We start from the raw sequence: 21,500 nt of genomic DNA, 5'->3' as shown, positions 1-21,500 counted from the left end.
GTTCACAATGGCATTCGCATCACCTTTCAGTGGCTCGTGTCGCCCCACCGCACGCAAGCCCACATCGCTTTACCGTGCCGGACGCGCAGATGCTCCGGCTGCATCAGAGTTCGCGGCAAAGCTGCCGCGGAAGGAGAGCATCGTGAGATTGAAGAAACTCCTGGGCGCCGTCGCGGTTGTCCTGACCTTGACCGTGGGAGCCACGGGCTGTGGAAGCCGCGGAGGCACCGCGGAGTCCACCAGCAGCGCGAATCCCAGCGATTCACTGGTAGGCATTTCGATGCCCACCCAAACCTCCGAACGCTGGATCGCAGATGGCGCCAACGTGGAGAAGTCGCTGAAGGACCTCGGCTACAAGACTGACCTCCAGTTCGCCAACGACGACATTCCCACGCAGGTTTCCCAGATTGAGAACATGCTGACCAAGGGCGCAAAGGCCCTGATCATCGCAGCCATCGACGGCACCACCCTGACCGACGTCCTGGCCAAAGCCAAGGAGCAGAACGTCAAGGTCATCGCCTATGACCGACTCATCAACGGAACGCCGAACGTGGACTACTACACCACCTTCGACAACTACACTGTGGGCGTCCAGCAGGCCACCTCGTTGCTGACCGGGCTTGGCCTGGTTGACGCAAGCGGCAAGAAAGTAGAGGGCAAGGGCCCGTTCAACGTTGAGCTGTTCGCGGGAAGCCCGGACGACAACAACGCCAACTTCTTCTGGACCGGCGCCATGGATACCCTCAAGCCGTACCTGGATGCCGGCACCCTGAAGGTCCCCAGTGGCCAGACGAAGTTCGAGCAGGCAGCCATCCTGCGCTGGCAGGCACCCGTAGCCCAGAAGCGCATGGAAGACATCCTTACCTCGGCCTACAGCTCCGGCACCAAGCTGGACGGCGTCCTGTCCCCGTACGACGGACTCTCCATCGGTATCATCTCCGCACTGACCAGCACCGGCGGCTACTCCACCGGAAGCCTTCCCGTGGTCACCGGCCAGGATGCAGAAAAGGGCTCCGTGAAGTCCATCGTCGCAGGCGAGCAATACTCCACAATCTTCAAGGACACCCGCCAGCTCGGCGCGCAGGCCGTGAAGATGGTTGACGCTGTGCTCAAGGGCACCGAGCCGGAAACCAACGACACCAAGACCTACAACAACAAGGTCAAGGTTGTTCCGGCCTTCCTCCTGAAGTCCGTCATCATCACCAAGGACAACTTCCAGAAGGAACTCATCGACTCGGGCTACTACAAGGAATCCGACGTCAAGTAACTAGTTCCCGGTCTGTGGCCCCGCCGCCCTGTGCTGCAGCGCGCAGTGCGGCGGGGTCGCAGCCTCCCTTAGAGCCTGTCGAGTCCTCGGCCCGGCCAAGTTTCAACCAGTCAGCGGGAATTGACGATGAACGTACCCATTCTTCAAATGCGAGGAATCACCAAGACCTTCCCCGGGGTAAAAGCCCTGCAGGACGTCACCCTGGACGTCAACCGAGGTGAAGTTCATGCCATCTGTGGTGAGAACGGCGCCGGGAAGTCCACCCTCATGAAGGTGCTCTCCGGCGTTTACGCCCACAACACCTTCGACGGCGACATCCTCTTCGAGAACGAACCCTGCGAATTTTCGAGCATCACGGACAGCGAAAAGCGCGGCATCGTGATCATCCACCAGGAACTGGCCCTCAGCCCGTACCTGTCCATCGCCGAGAACATCTACCTCGGCAATGAGCTGGCCAAGAACGGCTGGGTGGACTGGCGGAAGACCAATTTGGAAGCCGCCAAGCTGCTGGCCCGGGTGGGCCTCAGCGAAAATCCGGTGACCCCCATCCAGCACATCAGTGTTGGCAAGCAGCAGCTGGTGGAGATCGCCAAGGCGCTGTCCAAAGAGGTCAAACTCCTCATTCTGGACGAGCCCACCGCGGCGCTTAACGATGAAGACTCAGACCACCTGCTGGACCTCATCCTGCACCTCAAGGGCCAGGGCGTCACCAGCATCATCATCAGCCACAAACTCAACGAGATCCGCAAAGTGGCAGACGCCGTCACCATCATCCGCGATGGCAAGTCCATCGAGACCCTGCGGTTGGATCAGGGCCAGATCACCCAGGAACGCATCATCCGTGGCATGGTGGGCCGCGACCTTGAAAGCCTCTACCCGGACCGGACGCCCAATATCGGCGAGGAAGTCCTGCGCATTGAGGATTGGACAGTCCAGCATCCCCAAGACCATTCCCGCATGGTGGTGAACAATGCCAGCCTCAACGTCCGCAAGGGCGAAGTAGTAGGCCTGGCAGGCCTCATGGGTGCTGGCCGGACCGAGTTGGCCATGAGCGTCTTTGGCCGTACGTACGGGCGGGCGGTGTCGGGCAAGGTCTACAAATACGGCCAGGAAATCAATACCTCCACCGTCTCCGACGCCATCGAGCACGGGATCGCCTATGCAACCGAGGACCGGAAGCACTACGGCCTGAACCTGATCGAAGACATCAAGCGCAACATCTCCATGGCCGCACTGAACAAGCTGGCCAAACGCGGCTGGGTGGATGGCAACAAAGAGACCACCGTGGCCAACCACTACCGCAAGAGCATGAACATCAAAGCTCCGTCCGTTGCTGCCATCACCGGCAAACTCTCGGGTGGAAACCAGCAAAAAGTGGTGCTGAGCAAGTGGATGTTCTCAGACCCCGACGTCTTGATCCTGGACGAACCGACTCGTGGAATCGACGTCGGCGCCAAGTTTGAGATCTACACCATCATTGCCGAGCTCGCCGCCGCGGGGAAAGCAGTCATTGTGATCTCCTCTGAGCTTCCGGAGCTCCTGGGCATCTGCGACAGGATCTACACCCTGTCGGCAGGCCACATCACCGGCGAAGTCCCCATCGCCGAAGCCACCCAGGAAACCCTCATGCACTACATGACCCAAGAGAAGGAATAGCGAACATGTCCGCCCTACGAGAATCCCTTGGCTTCCTCACAAGCCGCCTCCGCCAGGTTGGCATCTTCGTCGCCCTGATCCTGATCGTCATCCTTTTCCAGGTCCTGACCGACGGCATCCTGCTCCAGCCGCAGAACGTCACCAACCTCGTGGTCCAGAACAGCTACATCCTGATCCTGGCCATCGGTATGGTGATGGTCATCATCGCCGGACACATTGACCTGTCCGTCGGGTCCATCGCCGGCTTCATCGGTGCTGTGGCAGGCGTGATGATCGTGCACTGGGGCTGGGCGTGGTGGCTCGCCATCCCAGCCTGCCTCCTGGTTGGCGCGTTGGTGGGAGCGTGGCAAGGCTACTGGATTGCCTATGTAGGCATCCCCGCCTTTATCGTCACCCTTGCCGGCATGCTGATCTTCCGTGGCCTGACGCTCATCACCCTCAAGAACCAGCAGATCACCCCCTTCCCGAACGAACTCCGTGCACTGGGCGGCGGCTTCCTGCCGGATATTTCCGGCGGTACCTCCGTGCTGGAATGGCTGACGGTCATCCTCGGCGTCGGCGGCACTGCAGCCATCCTTTTCCAGGCATTGAAGGAACGCCGGGTACGCCGCAAGTTCAATCTCGAGAATGAGCCGATGGCCTGGTTCGCCGTCAAGAACGGCTTCATCGCAGTGCTGATGCTCATCATCACCTTCCTGCTGGCCAGCTACCGCGGAACCCCGATTGTCCTGATCGTCCTGGCTGTCCTGGTAATCGTCTACTCGGCACTGATGAACAACAGCATCTTCGGCCGTCACACCTATGCGATCGGTGGAAACCTCCACGCCGCCGAGCTGTCGGGCATCAAGACCAAGAAGGTCACCTTCCGCCTGTTCGTCAACATGGGTGTCCTGGCAGCTTTGGCCGGCCTGGTCTTCACGGCCCGCCTGAACTCGGCCCAGCCTGCCGGTGGTACCGGTTTCGAACTCGACTCCATCGCCGCCGCGTTCATTGGTGGCGCAGCGGTCCAGGGCGGCATCGGCACGGTAGCGGGTGCCATGATCGGTGGCCTGATCATGGGCGTCCTGAACAACGGCATGTCCATCCTTGGCCTGGGTACCGATTACCAGCAGCTCATCAAGGGCTTGGTGCTCCTGCTCGCCGTCGGCTTCGACATCTTCAACAAGAACCGCACCGGTTCCGGTGGAGGGTCCGCCATGGGCCGTCGCTTCAAGTGGAAGACCACGCCTCCGGCAACCGAAGCGGCTCCGGCTTCCAAAGCGGAGCCCGTGGGCGTCGACGCTAAGTAGGATCCCATGTCACGCGGCGAACATCCGCCCCCAGCGGGGCCCCGGGCACAGTCCGGGACCCTGCTGGGCTCGCCCGCCCCGCTGGGCTCGCCCGCCCCGCTGGGCTCGCCCGCGCTGCCGGTCCGGCCTCCCGTCATGGGTGACGTTGCGAAGATGGCGGGGGTCTCGCACCAAACTGTTTCCCGCGTCCTGAACAACCATCCCAACGTCAGCGGAAAAACCCGGGAACGCGTGGAATCGGCCATCGCGCACCTTGGGTACAGGCGGAACACAGCAGCACGCAGCCTGGTGACCCGTCGGTCCCGGACCATTGGGGTACTTGCGTGCGAAACGGGCCAGTTCGGTCCGGCGAACACGCTCCTCGGGGTGGAGCAGGCCGGCAGGGAAGCAGGGTACTTCGTCAGCATCGCGAATCTTCGCGAAGTAACCGGCGAAAGCATCAACGACGCCATTGCGCATTTCCGCAACCAGTCCGTGGACGGCATTGTCATCCTGGTTCCGCACCCCGATGTCCTGGCCGTCCTGCGTGACGTTTCGGTACCCGTGCCGATCGTTGCCGTGGGTGCAGGAGCCGGTAACCAACTGACGGGCGCCTCTCTCGATCAACGGTTGGGAGCCCGCCTGGCCGTTGACCACCTGATCGATCTGGGGCACCGCAGTATTGCCCACATCTCGGGCCCTCCGCACTGGATCGACGCCGCTGAGCGCATTAAAGGCTGGCAGGAAGCGCTCGGCGCTGCAGGGCTGGAAGCCGACGTCCTCCTGGAAGGTGGTTGGGATGCCGCCTCGGGTTACCGCGCCGGCCGAGACCTCCTGCAGCACGGCAGCATCACGGCGGTCTTCGTAGCCAACGATCAGATGGCCGTGGGCGTCCTTCGCGCCGTCCAGGAAGCGGGACGTCACGTGCCCGGCGACATCAGCGTGGTGGGCTACGACGATCAACCCGAAGCTGAATTCTTCATGCCACCGCTGACCTCCATCAAGCAGGACTTCGAGGAACTCGGCCGCCGCTGCATGGAGGCCGTGCTGCAACAGTTGGATGGAGAGCCGGCAAGCGGCGAACAAATGGTCAACCCCCGCTTGGTGATCCGCTCCACCACGGCCGCCCCTGCGCCTCGCTGAACGTCGCTCCTACTAAACTAGGAGCCATGACTTCCACGCTTGATACTGCTGCTGCCCGCGCCCGCCTTCTTGAACTCATCAAAGAACTGGCGGTGGTCCGCGGCAAGGTGATCCTCTCCAGCGGCAAGGAAGCGGACTATTACATCGACCTCCGCCGCATCTCCCTGCACCACGAGGCCTCCAAGCTGGTGGGCCAGGTCATGTTGGCAATGATCGACGACGCCGGCGTGTCAGTTGAGTGCGCGGGCGGACTCACCATGGGTGCCGACCCCGTCGGTACCGCTGTGATGCACGCCGCTGCCGACGCCGGCCGTGCCGTGGACGCCTTCGTGGTCCGCAAGGCCCAGAAGTCCTACGGCATGGGCCGTCAGGTGGAAGGCCCCTCCGTTGAGGGCCGCAACGTGGTGGTTCTCGAGGACACGTCCACCACCGGCGGGTCCGCACTGACCGCCGTCGAAGGTGTCCGTAAAGCAGGCGGCAATGTGGTGGCCGTCGCTGTGATCGTTGACCGTAACACCGGCGCCAAAGAGAAGATCGAAGCCGAAACCGGCGTTCCGTACCTCTTCGCTTTCGGCAAGGACGAGCTCGGCCTCGACTAAGGAGTTTTTGTACAGCTACTGCCCTTAAAGGCGCATCTTAAGGGCATCAGCTGTACACAAACTGGGGGGCTGTGAGGCACCGCCTTTCGAAGCCTATGCTTGCTGCGTGGACGTTCAAGTAGGGAAGCTCCCGGCACCGGCGGAGGCGGATGGAAACCTCCCCGTGCCGGCTTCTCCTGAACCGGAGAAGGCAGAGGATCCGGGCGCATGGGCCCGGATCCTGCCTTACGCTGCCCGCCTCAAGAAGACGTCCCGCCGAAACTTCCTCATCACCGCCGGAGCCTCCGCAGCGCTGGCCGGGGACATGCTTTTTACCCGTCGTGTCCAGGCCGAGCGGCGGGCTACCAAGATCCTCAGGGTTCCTGATCCGTACTCGGACCTGTACTTCCCCAAGGCCAGCTGGATCCTGTTCCCCGGGTACAAAACCAGCTGGGAAGAAGCCCAGTGGATTCTGAACTCACTGCGTCCTGCCCTGCATCAGCGCGGCCGCCTTGCCGCCGTCGGATATTCCAACCTGGGACTGGACGTGGACGAGATCGTCCGCGAAATCATCCTCCACGTCCGCGAACTGGAACTGGAGAAGCTCTACTTCTACGGCCACAGTTTCGGCGGGATGCTCGCCACCCAAGTGGCCGCCCGCCTCTTGGAACTGCACGGCGTCGAGACGCAGCTGATTGTCCTGGATTCGAGCCCGTTCAGCCGCGCCGACGTCCTGGACCAGAGCTGGTTCGACGGTGTGGTGTTCCTGTACGAGAATGGCTTCCGCATCCCGTCGGTCCTCCGCGGGGGCTACGAACTGGGGGAGCGCGTGGCGCACAAGGACGAGCGAACATGGCGGCAAATCCTCGACCAAAGCCTGGAACAGCTCTCCCCAATCGCCCCTTCCAGCGTGCTCATCCAGACGGAGTCGGCGTACATTTACCACTTCGACGGACTCCGCCTGGCCGGAAAGATCGGTGGCGCCAAGATGGCCTTTTTGGGCAACGCCAAGGATGGCACCGTGGACTATGAGTCGGCGCGCGCCGGGTGGAGCAAGGTCTTCGGAGCCAACATGGCCCTGCCCACCCTCAGCACCGAAGGCGCGCGGCCCGCGCACGCCAGCCCGCAATGGAACGGTGGCGTGTACCGGCCATTGCTCGAGAAAGTCCAGAATGAGCTCCAACCGCTCCCTCCCGAGCCCCAGGAGCCGTCGTACCAAGAGCCCAACGGTAAGGTCATCCGCCCGGCATAGGTGCAGTCCGGACTACCTCAGGCGTCCCGCTCAACGCAGCGATTCAACCTCGACGTCGGTGAGGCCCGCCTCGCGCAGAAAGCTCCGAACGCCGCCGAACTCCTGGGCGAACCCGGCCAGGAAGTGCCGCATGGCAGCCTCGGGGCTCTGCAGGATCATGAGGTCCGGGCTGAAATACTCCGCCGGTGTTGAAGGGACGCTCAGTCGCCACGTTTCTGCCATGACTTCCAGGACGTCCGGCAGGTTGGCTGTGGTGGCCGCATAATCCGCCACCACTTGCTCCTCGGTTCCGCCCGCTGCCAAAAGCCCGATTGCCGACACCACACCTGTCCGGTCCTTGCCCAGCGAACAGTGGACCAGCGTACGTTTGCCACGGGCGACGGGCCGCAGCGCATCGGCGACCCACTCCGGGCGCAACCGGATCCAGCCCAGATACAAGTCGCCGAGGTCCTCGGCCGTTTCCACGGCTTGGAGCGACCCGGCAATGGCGTTCGGGTCCAGCGGGTTATGGATGAGTTCGACGGCGGGCGGGACGACGGCGGCAGGCCCGCCGCCGTCGTTGTCGTCCTGAACCAGCCACGGGACCAGCGAGCGTTCAAGCTCACTCCGCAGGTCCACGATTGCCTGGATGCCGTGCTCCGCCAGGAAACCCGACGTTGCAGCGGCATCCAAGCCGAACGGCTGGCTCCCCCTGAGTATCCGACCACCGGCCAGGGGACGCAGATTGAGCACAGCCATGGTTTGTTCCTTAGATCTGGCTCTTGAGGTCGGCCACCGAGTTCAGGATCTGGTTGGGCCGGAACGGGAAGGACACGATTTCTTCGCGCTGCGTGATGCCGCTCAGGACCAGAACCGTGTGCAGGCCTGCTTCCATGCCGGCCACGATGTCCGTGTCCATGCGGTCACCGATCATGGCTGTGGTCTCGGAATGGGCGTCGATCTGGTTCATGGCTGAACGGAACATCATGGGATTCGGCTTGCCTACAATGTACGGCTCGCGGCCGGTGGCCTTGGTGATCATGGCCGCGATAGCACCGGTTGCCGGCATGGGGCCGTCCTTGGAGGGACCGGTGGCGTCCGGGTTGGTGGCGATGAAGCGGGCTCCGGCCAGGATGTGGCGGACGGCCATGGTGATCGCTTCGAAGGAGTAAGTGCGGGTTTCGCCAAGGACCACGAAGTCGGGATCGGTGTCAGTGAGGATGAACCCGGCCTCGTGCAGGGCCGTGGTGAGTCCGGCTTCACCGATGGTGTAGGCGCGGTTGCCTGAATCCGAGGACTGGACCTGGTCCTTGAGGAACTGGGCGGTGGCCAGCGCGGACGTCCAGATGTTCTCTTCCGGAACCTCCAGGCCGGACGCGCGCAGGCGGGCTGCGAGGTCACGGGGAGTGAAGATGGAGTTGTTGGTCAGGACCAGGAAGCGCTTGGACGTGTCCACCCAGCGCTGGATGAGCTCAGCTGCACCGGGGATCGCCTGGTTTTCATGAACCAGGACACCGTCCATGTCCGTAAGCCAGCATTCAATTTCGTGGCCGTTCCGATAAACCGATGTGGACGTGGTTTCTTCTGCCATATTTGCCTCCGGCTGGGGTTGTTCATGCACTGCCACCAGTCTTCCATCAATCCGCGGCGCTAACATCCTGGGATCCCGCTTATGTGGGTAGTTCTGCCCATGTGGATATCCGGTGTGACTTGCGTCGGACGCCTGGGACTCGACTACGCTGGGGGCGGCGCAGGCGTGCCACCACCGTGGGTCGGGGGATCGACATGGTGGTTTTTATGTGCCGCCCACGCTTCAGCAGGTCCCCTCTTCCGGTTTATCCATCGGGTGTCCCCAGATACATCCCGGTGACCCACTGCCTTCGAAAGGGCCCGCCATGAGCAACAACAACGGAGCGCCTCAGCCTCCCTACAACCCCGACGGCGTGCCGCAGCCACGCTACGACACCGGTCAGGGCCAGTACGGCCAGTACCAGCCGGGGCAGACCCAGCCCATGTACCAGCCGGAGGGCCAGCAGCAGGGCGCGCAGCCGGGCCAGCCGGGCCAGGAAGGCCAGCCGCACTATGGCCAGACCGAGGCGTTCCCCACGCAGCAACCGCCGACGCAAGCCTTCCCCGCGCAGCAGGGGCACCCCGACGGCGAATCCGCCGAAACCGTCCACCGCTACCCCCAGGCCCAGCAGGCCCAGCCGGGCTTCCCACCGCCGGGTGCCGGATACCCGGGCCAGCCTGGCTACCCGGGCGGACCCGGCGGACCCGGTCAGAACCCGGGCGACCACAACAAGAAGTCGCTGTTCCTCATCCTCGGCGGTGTCGCCGTCGTCGTGATTATTGCGCTGGTGGTGGCCTTCACCTGGCTGATCCCGTCGATGACCAAGCCCACCGCCGTGGAGACCCCGGCGCCGTCTGTAACCTCGTCAGACGAAGCTTCGGATGCAGCGTCCGAGCCCTCTGCCGAACCATCAGCTGAACCCTCAGGCGACGCATCGGCGTCGAACGACATTCCTGCCGGAGCCATCCCGCTGCCGGCCGTGTGGGAAGAGCTTGCCGGACCCAGCAATGTTCCTGCCGACGGGGACCCGCTGTTCAGCAAGTGGGTCACGGGCGAATCCTCTTTCCAGTACTTGGCCGAGTGGACCCACGATGAGTCGTTCGGCATCACCAAGGACCCCACCACTGGCGAAGAGATCCAAAAGAAGGCCCAGGGCACGGTAGAAGCCGACGGCGACGGCATCGCGCTCGCCTACGCGTTCTTTGCGGAGTCCGAGGAAGGCAAGTTCGGCAAGGATCCAGCGGAGGTCAAGAAGGCCATCCAGGACATCGAAGCGCGTTACAAAGGCATGACCGCCACTGAGCTGCCCCAGAACCTGGTGGGCCACAAGTGCACCTCCGACTTCAAGACGTCCATGCCGGAAATCCGTGAGTTCCGCCGTGGTGCCGCAGTAGTCATCGGCTTCACCTGCACCAATGCCCGTGGCGAAGCCATCCAGGCCGTGAACTTGTTCTCCGTGACTCCCTGGGGCACCCCGCAGATGCTCGGCGTCAGTGGCCACAAGACGTACTGGGATGCGCACCCGGGACTCTTCGAGCAGTTGGGCAACTCCTACCGCATCAACAAGTGGAAGATGGGCTAAAACCCGCTCTACTCAGCGCGCTCAGGCGGGCGGCGGGTCAGGGCTAAAGTTGAGGGGTGACTGACCTTCCCCCCACCACAGCCCTGCCCACGCCTGCCGGATCTCCCGCTGCCGCCTCTGCGGAGACCGCCGTGGAGGGCGAGGCAGAAGCGAAACCCGAGGTCGGCGTCGGGCCTTGGGAAGGTGAACTGCCCGTAGGTGAGCACTGGGATCCGGACCTGTTGAGGGATGGTGACCGTCGCAACGTGGTGGACCAGTACAGGTACTGGAAACATGAAGCGATCGTGGCTGATCTGGATTCCAAGCGCCACGACTTCCACATCGCCATCGAGAATTGGCAGCACGATCTCAACATCGGCACAGTGGTGCGGACCGCCAACGCGTTCCTCGCCAAAGAGGTCCACATCATTGGACGACGGCGGTGGAACCGTCGCGGGGCCATGGTCACCGACCGCTACCAGCACGTCCGCCACCACCCCACCGTTGAGGAATTCGTCCAGTGGGCGGAGGGGGAGGGGCTTGCGGTGATCGGCATCGATATCTTCCCGGATTCCGTGCCCCTGGAGACATACGACCTCCCGAAAAACTGCGTGCTGGTGTTCGGACAGGAAGGCCCTGGCCTGTCGCCCGAGGTGCACGATTCCGCCGTCGCTACGCTGTCCATTGAACAGTTCGGATCCACGCGATCCATGAACGCGGCCTCGGCAGCGGCGATCGCCATGCACGCGTGGGTCCGCCGCCACGTGTTCCAGCAGCCCGTCTCCTAGCGCTCCCCGGCGCCGAGTTGGCACTTAACCCCCATGTTTTCCCAAAACATGGGGGTTAAGTGCCAACTCGCGGCAAGAAATATTCATGGAATCCCTAGGCCAAGTTGTTACTCATCAGTAACATCTGGCGTGAACCGTGCTCAACGTGGAGTGCGGCTACTACTGGAGGTTCAATGAAGCATCCTTCTTTACGCCTGTCCTCAGCTTTCATCCTTGCTTGCCTGCTGGCGGTAGGTAGCGCCGGGGCTGCCACAGCCGCCCCGGAGCCCGCGGATTTTTACGCCACCCCGGCAGCGCTTCCGCCCACCAACGGAGACGTGATCCGGACTGAGCCCTCGGTCTTTTACGTCGATCCCCTTAAAACCATCCGGGCGCAGGCCGCGGTGCAGCGCATCATGTACCGATCCGTGAACAGTGCAGGTGTTCCCATCGCTGTGACCGGCACCGTCCTGGTCCCATCCACACCATGGCTGGGTTCTGGCGCACGTCCGCTGGTGGGGTACGCCGTCGGAACCCAAGGGCAGGGCGACCACTGTGCGCCATCCAGGGCACTGGCTGCGGGCGAGGAGTATGAGGGCGTCTTCATCGCCGGCCTCCTGGCGCGCGGATACTCCGTTGCGGTGACCGACTATGAAGGGTTGGGCACCCCGGGCAGCCACACGTATATGGCCCGCGCATCGCAAGCACACGCAGTGCTCGACGTCGTTCGCGCCGCCCAGCGGCTGGGGAACCCGCAGCTCGTGGCCGGCGGACCGGTGGCACTTGCCGGATACTCACAGGGCGGCGGCGCCTCGGCAGCCGCCGTCGAGCTTGCAGCGCAGTACGCGCCGGAACTGAACCTCAAGGGAGCCTATGCCGGCGCTGTCCCGGCGGATCTTCCGGCAGTGGGAGTCAACCTCGACGGCGGGTTGTACACCGGCTTTCTCCTCTACGCAGTGACAGGCATGAGTGCTGCCGGCGGATTGGACCTCAACCCGTATCTCAGCGCTGCCGGCCAAGCGAAAATCGCCGCTACTGACCAGGAATGCACCGTACAGTCGATTGCTTCCAGCGGCTTCCTGGACACCACCAAGCTCACGGTGTCAGGGCAGAAGCTGAGTTCACTGTTGGACCTGCCTCAGGTCAAACCGGTGATTGCGGAACAGAAGATCGGCAACGGGCGTGCACCCAAGGTCCCGGTTCTGCTCTCCCACAGCGTGCTGGACGATGTCATCCCTTACCAACAGGGTCGCCAGTTGGCCAAGCGGTGGTGTGCAGGGGGTTCCTCGGTGTACTTCGACACCACTGCCGGCGCTACGCACGTTGGAGGTTACGCGGCGGCAATCCCGCAGGCTTTCCTCTTCCTGGAGCGCCGCTTTGCGGACAGGGCACCGGTGAGCAACTGCTGGATGTACGGATAACCCACCTTCCGCCGAGACGGCAGATAACCCCCATGTTTGGGCCCAGCATGGGGGTTATCTGCCAACTCGCGGGGCTGAATAAGGGGGCACCTGTGGATAACCTCAAGACGCCCACGAGGGCGGACCAGAATGAGGAATGCGCAGGACAAACCTTCCGGACCATCTGACCACGGGCTCGTTTTCCTTGCGCGCATCGGACAAGGCCGGCGTAGCCCGGAAGCGCACTGCTGCCAAGGACCTGGTAACAGTTTCCCGCGGTGTGAGGGTGCCGGTCCTGTCCGGTGCCTCGGGGGCGGCAGCCCTCCGGGCCTACACGGACCTGGATGATGCGTCAGTGTTGGTCATGCTCAGCGCCGCCCGGCTATGGAACGTTCCGTTACCCGGTTACCTCAGCGGGGACTGGCGGATCCACCTGGCCCGGCGGAGGGGATTCAGTTTCCCGCGACGGGTGAACGTGGCCGGGCATTCGTTGACCCTGCTGCCGGATGAGGTGGGAGAGTACGACGGCGTCAGGCTCACCTCGCCTGCGCGGACGTGGCTGGACTTGGCCTCCGTGCTGACGTTGGAAGACCTGGTTGCAGCGGGCGACTCCCTGGTATGCTCCCACGGGCCCGAGTTCCCGGTGCCCAAGGACGCGCTGTGCAGCATCGAGGAGCTGAGGGCCGTCGTCGGGAAGCACGCCGGCCGACGGGGAGTGCGCTCGGCGCGGGAAGCTGTGGAACTCATCCGGGTAGGAGCCGACTCAGCCCCGGAAACGGTCATGCGCCTGGCGCTGATCAACGCGAATCTTCCGGAGCCTGAACTTAATCACGTGGTGCGCGATCACCTTGGCCGGCCGGTTCTGTGGCCGGACGCGGCCTACCGGCAGTGGAAAGTCTCGCTCCAGTACGACGGCCGGCATCATGGCGGCATTGAGCAGCATCTCAAGGACATCGAACGCCAGGAAAAGTCGCTTTCCCATGGCTGGCTGGAAGTCCGGATCTCCAAGCACGACCTCGAAGGTGAGAGGCCCGCCGTCGTACATAAAGTCCGCCGCGCGCTCCAAAGCCGCAGATGGGCTCCGGGCGGCACTGAGGGACGCCGAGACGGCAGTTAATGCCCATGTTTTCCCAAAACGTGGGGGTTAAGTGCCAACTCGGCGGAAGTGTTAAGAGCTCCAGTGACCCGAAACACGGCGGCCCGGCGGATATCGCTAGGATGGGTGCTAGCCGTAAGCGGTCTACTCCAGGGTTACCAACCCACAGACGAATTCAGCATAGGAGTCACCATGCCCATTGCAACCCCAGAGATTTACTCCGAGATGATCGACCGCGCAAAGGCAGGCGGATTCGCTTTCCCCGCGGTCAACGTGACGTCGTCGCAGACTCTGAACGCTGCGATCCGCGGTTTCGCCGAGGCCGAATCCGACGGCATCATCCAGGTTTCCACCGGTGGCGCAGCCTACTGGTCCGGCGCCTCGATCAAGGACATGGTTGCCGGTTCCCTCGGCTTCGCCGCGTTCGCCCGCGAAGTTGCCAAGAACTACAACGTCAACATCGCCCTGCACACGGACCACTGCCCCCAAGACAAGCTGGCAGACTTCGTTCTTCCGCTGCTGGCCGCTTCGGAGGAAGCCGTCAAGGCCGGCAAGGACCCGATCTTCAACTCGCACATGTGGGACGGCTCGCACGAAGCCCTCTCCGAGAACCTGCGCATCGGTCGCGAACTGCTTGAGCGCGCTGCTGCAGCCAAGATCATCCTCGAAGTTGAAATCGGCACTGTCGGTGGCGAAGAAGACGGCGTTGAGAACGAAATCAACGAGAAGCTCTACACCACCACCGAAGACGCCCTCGCCACCATTGAGGCACTCGGAGCCGGCGAAAACGGCCGATACCTCACCGCGCTGACCTTCGGCAACGTGCACGGCGTGTACAAGCCGGGCAACGTGAAGCTCCGCCCGGAACTGCTCAAGCAGATCCAGGCCGAGGTTGGCGCCAAGATCGGCAAGGAAAACCCGTTCGACCTCGTGTTCCACGGCGGCTCGGGCTCCACGGAGCAGGAAATCGCCGACGCTGTTTCCTACGGTGTCATCAAGATGAACATCGACACCGACACCCAGTACGCGTTCACCCGTCCGGTGGCCGGCCACATGCTTGCCAACTACGACGGCGTGCTGAAGATTGACGGCGAAATGGGCAACAAGAAGACCTACGATCCCCGCGTCTGGGGCGCTTCGGCCGAAGCCGGCATGGCCGCGCGCATCGTCGAAGCCGCCCAGCAGCTCGGATCGGTGGGCAAGACCTTCTAATGTCCGACGAATTCCGGAAGAACCTGATGGGGCCGGAGCCCACGCTCCTGCCCGCCGAAACCGAGATCTACCAGCACCTGGCACTCGGCAACGAGGCGCTGGACCTGGTGGCCAAGAACCCCACGTCGTCTCTTCTGTGGGCCATCCTCGCTGAGGAAGCCTGGGCCGAAGGCCGGACCATCGAGTCCTACGCCTACGCCCGCGTCGGCTACCACCGCGGCCTGGATTCGCTGCGCCGCAACGGCTGGCGCGGCGTCGGACCCATCCCGTGGGAGCACGAGCCCAACCAGGGCTTCCTGCGTGCTCTCTACGCGCTGGGCCGTGCGGCGTCGGCGATCGGCGAGGCTGAAGAGCCGGAGCGGATCGAGAAGTTCCTGAACGACTCGGACCCGAAAGCCAAGGCAGCGCTCGAAGCCCGCTAAGGACTCAAGCGAACGACGACGGCGACCCTCACCGAAAGGCGAGGGTCGCCGTCGTCGTTAAACAGCGTTAGTCCGTGACCGCCGAGTGTCGTGGCCGCCCCAACGGGACCACCAGCGGCGTGTGTGTCACGGGGTCGTCGATGATCCGGCAGGCCATACCGAACACTTCCTCCACCAGGGACTCGGTGATCACGTCAGCGGGAGCGCCCTCGGCTACCACCACACCGTCCTTCATGGCGATGATGTGGTCCGCGTAGCGGCTGGCGTGGTTGAGGTCGTGCAGCACGGCGACCAGCGTATGGCCCTTGTCCAGATTGAGCTCGCGGAAGAGTTCCAACAGCTCGATCTGGTGCGCGATATCGAGGAACGTGGTGGGCTCGTCCAGGAGCATCAACGGTGTTTGTTGGGCGAGGACCATGGCTACCCACACGCGCTGCCGCTGGCCGCCGGACAGTTCGTCCACCAGCCGGCCGGACAAGGACGCGGTGCCCGTGGCTTCCATGGCCTCAACCACCGCAATCTCGTCGGACTCGGACCATTGGCGGAGCAGTTTCTGGTGCGGATACCGGCCGCGGGCCACGAGGTCGGCCACGGTGATGCCGTCGGGGGCGATGGAGGACTGGGGCAGCAGCCCGAGGCGACGGGCCAGCTCTTTTGCCGGAAGCGAGGTGACGGACTTGCCGTCCAGCAGCACTTGTCCACTGCGGGGCTTGATGAGCCGGGCGAGAGCGCGCAACAACGTGGATTTGCCGCAGGCGTTGGGCCCCACGATCACCGTGAACTGTCCCTCGGGAATGCGTACATTGAGGTTCTCGGAGATGATGCGTTGCTCGTAGCCGATGGTTAGTGCTTCGGCATGGAGCTGGGGCGCGGCAGTAGTGAGGCTCATGATTTCCTTGCTTCCCTGGCCAGCAGCCAGACGAGGTAGATACCGCCAATGCACACCGTCACAACGCCGACGGGCAATTGGATCGGGGCAAACAAACGTTGGGCCGCGAGGTCGCTGGCGACCAGGAGGAAGGCGCCCATCACAGCGGATGGCACCAGGGTGATGCCGGCGCTTCGGGTAAGTCGACGGGCGAGCTGCGGGGCGGCCAAGGCCACGAACGCGATGGGTCCGGCAACCGCCGTGACGGCTGCAGTCAACGCGACGCCCAGGATCAGCAGCAGCAAACGGGTGGGTTCCGCCCGGACGCCCAAGGCGCGTGCGGCGTCGTCGCCCATTTCCAGAAGCCGCATGCGGCGCGCGGCGGCCAGCGTGGCCAGGCCAACCACAACAACCACGACGGCGGCAGGCGCCGCTTGCTCCCACGTGATGCCGTTGAGGGACCCGGCTCCCCAGACGGCTGCCGCCAAGGCCGCCTCAAGTTCTGCCTGCAGGATCAGCCAGTGGTTGAACGCGGCCAGCATCGCGCTGATGCCGATGCCCACGATGATGAGCCGGAATCCTTGGGATCCGCGTCGGTAGGCCAGCAAGTAGACGGCCAACGCTGTAAGGATGCCGCCAACAAGTGCTCCAGCGGCAATGCCAAGGTAGCCGCCGCCCACCGTCAGCATCACGATGAGCGCCCCCGTGTAGGCGCCGGTATTGAAGCCGATGATGTCCGGGCTGCCCAAGGGATTCCGGGTCATGGATTGGAAGATGCCACCGCTCATTCCCAGGGCCGCTCCGAACACCAGGGCCGCGAGTACCCGGGGAAGCCGCCACTCCATGACGATGGTTTGGGCCAGCCCGGGGGCATCACCGGTGAAGGCTTGCAGGACCTGTTGTACTGAAACGTCGTAGTCGCCGGTCGCCAAACTGATCACGGCAACCGTAAGGGCTGCGAGGATCAACGGAACGCAGACAAGGATGCTCCGGACATCGAGCCGGAAGCTCAGCGAACGGTTGCGGAGCAGGACAATAGGCCGGCCAACATCCAGGCGCGTCACAGCCCACTCACCTTCCGGCGCCGCGCCAAGGCAATGAGCACAGGCGCCCCGATGAACGCGGTCACCACACCCACCTGGAGTTCCCCGGGAGCGGCGATCCTGCCCACAACATCGGACACCAGCAACAGGATGGGGGAGAGCAGCACTGTGGTTGCCAAAATCCATCGCTGGTCCGGCCCGACGATCCACCGGGCGACGTGCGGGATCATGAGCCCCACGAATCCGATCGCGCCGGCACCGGCAGTTGCTGCACCACTGAGGAGGGTGATGGCCACAACGCCCATGATCCGGGTGCGGTTGACGTTGGCCCCGAGGGAGGTGGCGAGGTCGTCGCCCAGCGCCACGGCATTGAGCCCGCGGACGCAGAACAGCGCGATCAGCAGTCCGGCACCCATGAACGGAGCTACAGTCATCACCGACTCCATACTCCGGGTGTCCAGCGAGCCAATGCTCCACGAGCGCAGGTGGTCAAAAGCTTTGGGGTTCAGGAGCGTGAGCCCGGATCCAATGCCGGTGAGCACCGCGCCCAAGGCCACGCCAGCCAGCGTCAGCCGGATGGGATTGACCACGTTCCTGCCGGAGGTGCCGATCAGGTAGACGGCCGCAGTGGTCAGGATGGCACCAATAAACGCAAACCAGATATAGCCGCTCAGCGATCCGATCCCAAAGACGCCAATCGCGATCACAATGGCAAATGAAGCGCCGGCGTTGACACCCAGGATGCCGGGGTCTGCCAGCGGATTCCGTGTGATCGCCTGGATGAGCGCGCCGGCCACGCCCAGGGCCACTCCGACGGCGATGCCCATCAGGGTTCGCGGCAGCCGGTTCTGCAGGATGATCGCGTGATCGGCTGAGTCCTGCGGGTTGGTGAAGGCTTCAAGGACCGTGGACGCTGGGATGAACTTGGCTCCGACGCCCAGGCTCAACATCACGGCACCGAGAAGGACGGCCGCCGCCAAGGTCAGGAAGAGGATCCGCCAGCGGGATTTCACCACCACGCCGGAACTGGCAGCCGCGGTTGCAGCCGGAAGGGCGGGAGCGGCTACTGGGGACATAGCGCCGTCAGTGGGGACACAGCAGGGGACCATTTCGAAGAGGGGCAACAAACTAGACGGGCATTCCGTGACTGTCATCACAACGTCACGGAAGTGTGCCTTAATTAGGTTAGCCTTACCCAGTGAAAAATGACGATTTTGAAGTACAGCCGCACAAGGCTTCCCGCGTGCGCCGACGTGCAGTGAGCAAGCTCGCTGTGAAGGTGGCCGGCGTCGCTGTGGTGGCAGGCCTCCTCGCGGGCTGCGGCGCCAGTGGTGGCTCAGGTTCGGCCGCCGGCAACGCCGATGTTGCCACCGGCGGCTCCAAGTTCACCACCGCGGACCAGGAAACAGCCAAGTTGGGCACCGATGCCGCTCCCGGCGTTTTCCCCCGCACCCTGAAGCACGCCAACGGTGAGACCACCCTGGAGAAGAAGCCCACCCGCGTGGTGGTCCTCGACACCGGCGAGTTGGACGACGTCGTGACCCTCGGCATCACGCCGGTGGGCATGGCCACCACTGAAGGCGCCAACCCTGTCCCCACCTACCTGGCGGACAAGGTGAAGGATGTGGCGTCGGTGGGCACCATCCAGGACCTCAATCTCGAAGCCATTGCTGCGCTGAAGCCGGACCTCATCCTGGGCAGCCAGCTCCGCGCTGACAAGCTGTACAAGCAGCTATCCACCATCGCACCCACGGTCTTCAGCATCCGTCCCGGCTTCCCCTGGAAGGAAAACTTCCTCCTGGTGGGCAAGTCCCTGGGCGAGGAGGACAAGGCAGTCAAGGCCCTCAACGATTACCAGGCCGAGGCTGACGCCCTCAAAGCAGATGTGAAGGGCGATCCCAAGATCTCCCTGGTCCGCTTCCTCCCCGGCAAGATCCGCCTCTACGCCAACAAGTCGCTGATCGGTGTCATCCTGAAGGACGCAGGCCTGGCCCGCCCGGAGAACCAGAACATCGACGAACTCGCTGCCGAGATCTCGGCCGAGAACATCGAACAAGGCGACGCCGACTGGATCTTCTACAGCAGCTACGGCGATCCAGCAGCAACCGGCGAAACCTCCGTGGTCGAAGGCGCTGTCTGGCCCAAGCTCGGTGCAGTCAAAGCCGGCCAAGCCAAGGCTGTCAGCGACGACGTTTGGTTCCTCGGCCTCGGCCCCACCGGCGCGCAGCTGATCCTCAAGGACCTCCGCAGCATGCTGGTCGGCTAACGCCGCCCCACCAAAAGCACCCCAACGACGACGGCGGCCCTCACCGGAAAGATGAGGGCCGCCGTCGTAGGTGCGTTGTGAGGCCCGGTCTGCGCGCTTACCCGGAGGTTTGGGGCGCAAAACGGGCCACACAACGAAGGTAATTAGGCCTTACGGGGGATACCCGTGCGTGCCATGGCCTCGGCGTAGGCGCCGTGGATGGCATCCAGGTATTCCTGCTGACGGGCAGGGGTGCCGGCGAAGGAGCGGCCACCCAGCGAGCGGACCTTGAAGGTCTTGAAGCCACGGCGGGCGATGCTGGCCGGAGCCGCCTTCATGAGCTGATCGGCCAGGCGGTGTGCCTCGTTGCCGTGTGCCACCAGGGCGGAGGTGCGCGGCAGGAGCTGCAGGAGGCGCAGGAGCGGCTTCAGGCCCTCGGTGATGTTGGCCGGCGTGAGCTTGCCCGGTTCCTCACTGGGCTCGATCCACGGGTAGGCGTTCCACGGCATCATGAGCGCGGGACGGAGGCCCAACTGCCACTGCATACCGAGCATACGGGTGGCGGCTTCCTCGTCGCCGGGGGTGATGAAGCCCTCACCGGTGGTGGTGCGCTGGTTGGAGAAAAGGCTGACGATGCGGCAGTCATCCATGCTGTGGGCGGGGTCGATGTAGAGGACCTCGCTGCCCGGCTTCTGCTCCTTGATGGAGTCGCACAGCTCGTTGACCTCGGCAATGTGCGGTTCGTAGCGGCGGTTCCAGAGGATTTCTTCGGGTGATTCAGTCGCCAGTTCTTGCATCAGGGGTTAGGTCTCCTAGGTGTTACAGCGCACCGTTCCAAGGGGCCGCGGGCATGCCGCAGCCGAACCTCAAAGGGTGCTGTTGGGGGCTAACTAACCTTACCGGACTATGGGGGTTAACGGGTCCTGCTCCGGCGCGCCCTTTAAATGCGACGCGGCGTGTTGCCCGGAAACGTGTCCGGCGTCTCGACCGCAACTCCCAGCCCAACGGGCCTGCTCTCGACGACGCCATGCGGTGTGGTGCATGATGCGCCGTATGGAGAAACAGGAATCGTCCGCTGCCGCCGTTTCTGCTTTTGAGGGGCTGGGGGAGGACCTGGCGCCCGCCGGCGTGGTGATGGGGAAGATGTTTGGTGCCTCCTCCCTCATGCTGAACAAGAAGGCGCTGGCCTGTTTGAACGGCGACAAGGTGGTCTTCAAATTAGGCCGTGATACCGCGGAGCACGCCCGCGCACTCGCGCTTCCCGGCGCCGTGCCCTTTGATCCCTCGGGTATGAACAGGCCCTACAAAGACTGGGTGGAGCTGCCGTTCGACTCGCATGAACAGTGGCCCGCGTTCGCCGAAGCAGCACTGAAGTTCGTAGCGGGTGGGTAGGGACATATAACCATTTCTGCAGGTCAAAGCGTTGACATACCTTCGCGGGGATGATGGGTTGGAACCAGCGGTTTTGGGGGGAACCAACCGGGGACCTCCACCTCCGGGCTCCGATCTCTTGATCGTCAGCATCACATCAATCGTGGGGGTAATAGTGGTTGCATCAACAGCATCGCCAGAGACGGATCATCGCGGCACCAAGCCCGGGAAGTCACCCAAGATCCGTGCCATCCTTGCCGGCGGGCTGGTCCTTGGCGTGGGCGCAGCCATCACCTTGGCAGCATGGAACGACTCCGAGTTTGCCCAGGGAACCTTCACTGCCGGTGCATTCAACCTTGAGGGCAGCACGGACGGGACCGCCTTCGGAGAGAACCCTGTTTCTGCCCCGGCAACTCTTGGCTTCACCGCCGCGCCGGGCAACCTTGCGCCCGGCGACGTGGTCACAGCACCCTTCGCCGTCAGGCTGGATGGTGCAACAACCAACGACGCCACGGTCACAGTTTCCACGGAAGCATCCACCGGAGCTTTGACCGGGCTGACGTACTCGCTCACGCAGTCCACGGATTTCGGGTGCGCTGAAACGGTGACGGAAACGCTGGTGGCAGCCGGGCAGGCATTGGGCACGACGCCGGGCAGCGTCACCTTCGCACTGACGCAGGGTGCCGGCACGGCCGACGGCGACGCCGTAAACCTCTGCTTCCGGATCACCGCCGACGACGACCTCGTCCAATCCCAATCCGGGACCACCACCTGGGAATTCGCCGCACAATCGCAGTAATCC

The 21,500-nt window shown here is 63.6% G+C and carries 21 protein-coding genes; 15 read left to right on the top strand and 6 right to left on the bottom strand.

Annotation, left to right across the window (positions count from 1 at the left end):
- Window positions 1-142 precede the first annotated feature (142 nt).
- The 6 genes from chvE to AB4Y77_RS17485 all read left to right on the top strand — a co-directional run bounded on the left by chvE (window position 143) and on the right by AB4Y77_RS17485 (window position 7,164).
- Window positions 143-1,267: a multiple monosaccharide ABC transporter substrate-binding protein gene (chvE, locus tag AB4Y77_RS17510; RefSeq protein WP_311211442.1), complete on the top strand. Its 1,125-nt coding sequence runs from the start codon at window positions 143-145 to the stop codon at window positions 1,265-1,267.
- Window positions 1,268-1,393: 126 nt separating this feature from the next.
- The gene (mmsA, locus tag AB4Y77_RS17505) at window positions 1,394-2,923 is read left to right on the top strand and encodes a multiple monosaccharide ABC transporter ATP-binding protein (RefSeq protein ID WP_311211441.1); all 1,530 of its coding nucleotides are present in this window, start codon (window positions 1,394-1,396) and stop codon (window positions 2,921-2,923) included.
- Between the two features lie 5 nt (window positions 2,924-2,928).
- Window positions 2,929-4,212 (top strand): multiple monosaccharide ABC transporter permease, encoded by a 1,284-nt coding sequence (gene mmsB / locus AB4Y77_RS17500; RefSeq protein WP_311211440.1) that lies wholly within the window; start codon window positions 2,929-2,931, stop codon window positions 4,210-4,212.
- Between the two features lie 135 nt (window positions 4,213-4,347).
- Window positions 4,348-5,334, top strand: coding sequence for a LacI family DNA-binding transcriptional regulator (locus AB4Y77_RS17495; RefSeq protein WP_311211779.1), 987 nt, complete (start codon window positions 4,348-4,350; stop codon window positions 5,332-5,334).
- 26 nt (window positions 5,335-5,360) lie between these two features.
- Window positions 5,361-5,933, top strand: coding sequence for an orotate phosphoribosyltransferase (gene pyrE, locus AB4Y77_RS17490; RefSeq protein WP_024819357.1), 573 nt, complete (start codon window positions 5,361-5,363; stop codon window positions 5,931-5,933).
- A gap of 106 nt (window positions 5,934-6,039) precedes the next feature.
- On the top strand, window positions 6,040-7,164 hold the full coding sequence (locus tag AB4Y77_RS17485; protein ID WP_442014805.1) for a thioesterase domain-containing protein: 1,125 nt from the start codon (window positions 6,040-6,042) through the stop codon (window positions 7,162-7,164).
- A gap of 30 nt (window positions 7,165-7,194) precedes the next feature.
- Here the strand turns inward: AB4Y77_RS17485 and AB4Y77_RS17480 are convergent, their stop codons facing one another.
- Both AB4Y77_RS17480 and AB4Y77_RS17475 read right to left on the bottom strand, forming a co-directional pair.
- Window positions 7,195-7,902: a tyrosine-protein phosphatase gene (locus AB4Y77_RS17480; RefSeq protein WP_442014804.1), complete on the bottom strand. Its 708-nt coding sequence runs from the start codon at window positions 7,900-7,902 to the stop codon at window positions 7,195-7,197.
- Between the two features lie 10 nt (window positions 7,903-7,912).
- Entirely contained in the window at window positions 7,913-8,734 is an 822-nt protein-coding gene (locus tag AB4Y77_RS17475; protein WP_035761154.1) for an HAD-IIA family hydrolase, read from the bottom strand.
- 304 nt (window positions 8,735-9,038) lie between these two features.
- Here AB4Y77_RS17475 and AB4Y77_RS17470 point away from each other — a divergent pair, with 304 nt between their 5' ends.
- The 6 genes from AB4Y77_RS17470 (at window position 9,039) to AB4Y77_RS17445 (ending at window position 15,171) form a co-directional block, all read left to right on the top strand.
- Entirely contained in the window at window positions 9,039-10,295 is a 1,257-nt protein-coding gene (locus tag AB4Y77_RS17470) for a hypothetical protein (RefSeq protein WP_442014803.1), read from the top strand.
- 56 nt (window positions 10,296-10,351) lie between these two features.
- Window positions 10,352-11,062 carry a TrmH family RNA methyltransferase gene (locus tag AB4Y77_RS17465; RefSeq protein WP_311211436.1) on the top strand — a complete coding sequence of 237 codons (711 nt, stop codon included), beginning with the start codon at window positions 10,352-10,354 and terminating at the stop codon, window positions 11,060-11,062.
- Window positions 11,063-11,235: 173 nt separating this feature from the next.
- Window positions 11,236-12,462: a lipase family protein gene (locus AB4Y77_RS17460; protein WP_442014802.1), complete on the top strand. Its 1,227-nt coding sequence runs from the start codon at window positions 11,236-11,238 to the stop codon at window positions 12,460-12,462.
- Window positions 12,463-12,598: 136 nt separating this feature from the next.
- Window positions 12,599-13,558 carry a hypothetical protein gene (locus AB4Y77_RS17455; RefSeq protein WP_442014801.1) on the top strand — a complete coding sequence of 320 codons (960 nt, stop codon included), beginning with the start codon at window positions 12,599-12,601 and terminating at the stop codon, window positions 13,556-13,558.
- A gap of 171 nt (window positions 13,559-13,729) precedes the next feature.
- Window positions 13,730-14,749 (top strand): class II fructose-bisphosphate aldolase, encoded by a 1,020-nt coding sequence (fbaA, locus tag AB4Y77_RS17450; protein ID WP_311211433.1) that lies wholly within the window; start codon window positions 13,730-13,732, stop codon window positions 14,747-14,749.
- Complete coding sequence (locus tag AB4Y77_RS17445) at window positions 14,749-15,171, top strand: DUF3151 domain-containing protein (RefSeq protein WP_011773312.1); 423 nt, start codon at window positions 14,749-14,751, stop codon at window positions 15,169-15,171. The genes fbaA and AB4Y77_RS17445 overlap by 1 nt, the downstream gene beginning before the upstream one ends.
- A 67-nt stretch (window positions 15,172-15,238) precedes the next feature.
- Here AB4Y77_RS17445 and AB4Y77_RS17440 read toward each other — a convergent pair whose 3' ends face one another.
- From AB4Y77_RS17440 to AB4Y77_RS17430, 3 genes are read right to left on the bottom strand one after another with little or no spacing between them, the layout of a single operon-like run.
- Window positions 15,239-16,060, bottom strand: coding sequence for an ABC transporter ATP-binding protein (locus AB4Y77_RS17440; RefSeq protein ID WP_442014800.1), 822 nt, complete (start codon window positions 16,058-16,060; stop codon window positions 15,239-15,241).
- Window positions 16,057-17,103, bottom strand: coding sequence for an iron-enterobactin ABC transporter permease (gene fepG, locus AB4Y77_RS17435; RefSeq protein WP_442014799.1), 1,047 nt, complete (start codon window positions 17,101-17,103; stop codon window positions 16,057-16,059). The genes AB4Y77_RS17440 and fepG overlap by 4 nt, the downstream gene beginning before the upstream one ends.
- Window positions 17,100-18,158 (bottom strand): iron chelate uptake ABC transporter family permease subunit, encoded by a 1,059-nt coding sequence (locus tag AB4Y77_RS17430; RefSeq protein ID WP_442014798.1) that lies wholly within the window; start codon window positions 18,156-18,158, stop codon window positions 17,100-17,102. The genes fepG and AB4Y77_RS17430 overlap by 4 nt, the downstream gene beginning before the upstream one ends.
- A 122-nt stretch (window positions 18,159-18,280) precedes the next feature.
- Between AB4Y77_RS17430 and AB4Y77_RS17425 the strand changes: the two genes are divergently transcribed.
- Entirely contained in the window at window positions 18,281-19,348 is a 1,068-nt protein-coding gene (locus AB4Y77_RS17425) for an ABC transporter substrate-binding protein (RefSeq protein ID WP_442014797.1), read from the top strand.
- Window positions 19,349-19,491: 143 nt separating this feature from the next.
- On the opposite strand, the gene AB4Y77_RS17420 is transcribed toward AB4Y77_RS17425, so the two are convergent.
- Window positions 19,492-20,124, bottom strand: coding sequence for a uracil-DNA glycosylase (locus AB4Y77_RS17420; RefSeq protein ID WP_311211429.1), 633 nt, complete (start codon window positions 20,122-20,124; stop codon window positions 19,492-19,494).
- Window positions 20,125-20,380: 256 nt separating this feature from the next.
- Between AB4Y77_RS17420 and AB4Y77_RS17415 the strand changes: the two genes are divergently transcribed.
- Together AB4Y77_RS17415 and AB4Y77_RS17410 are read left to right on the top strand one after the other, a co-directional pair.
- Window positions 20,381-20,719, top strand: a complete 339-nt coding sequence (locus tag AB4Y77_RS17415; RefSeq protein WP_442014796.1) for a hypothetical protein — start codon at window positions 20,381-20,383, stop codon at window positions 20,717-20,719.
- 154 nt (window positions 20,720-20,873) lie between these two features.
- Window positions 20,874-21,497 carry a SipW-dependent-type signal peptide-containing protein gene (locus AB4Y77_RS17410; RefSeq protein WP_442014795.1) on the top strand — a complete coding sequence of 208 codons (624 nt, stop codon included), beginning with the start codon at window positions 20,874-20,876 and terminating at the stop codon, window positions 21,495-21,497.
- Window positions 21,498-21,500 lie beyond the last annotated feature (3 nt).

The sequence above is a fragment of the Paenarthrobacter sp. YAF11_1 genome (assembly GCF_052113445.1).
Classification (GTDB): Bacteria; Actinomycetota; Actinomycetes; order Actinomycetales; family Micrococcaceae; genus Arthrobacter.
The sequence above is the reverse complement of the archived record's forward strand: the minus strand, read 5'-3'. Positions and strand labels throughout refer to the sequence as shown.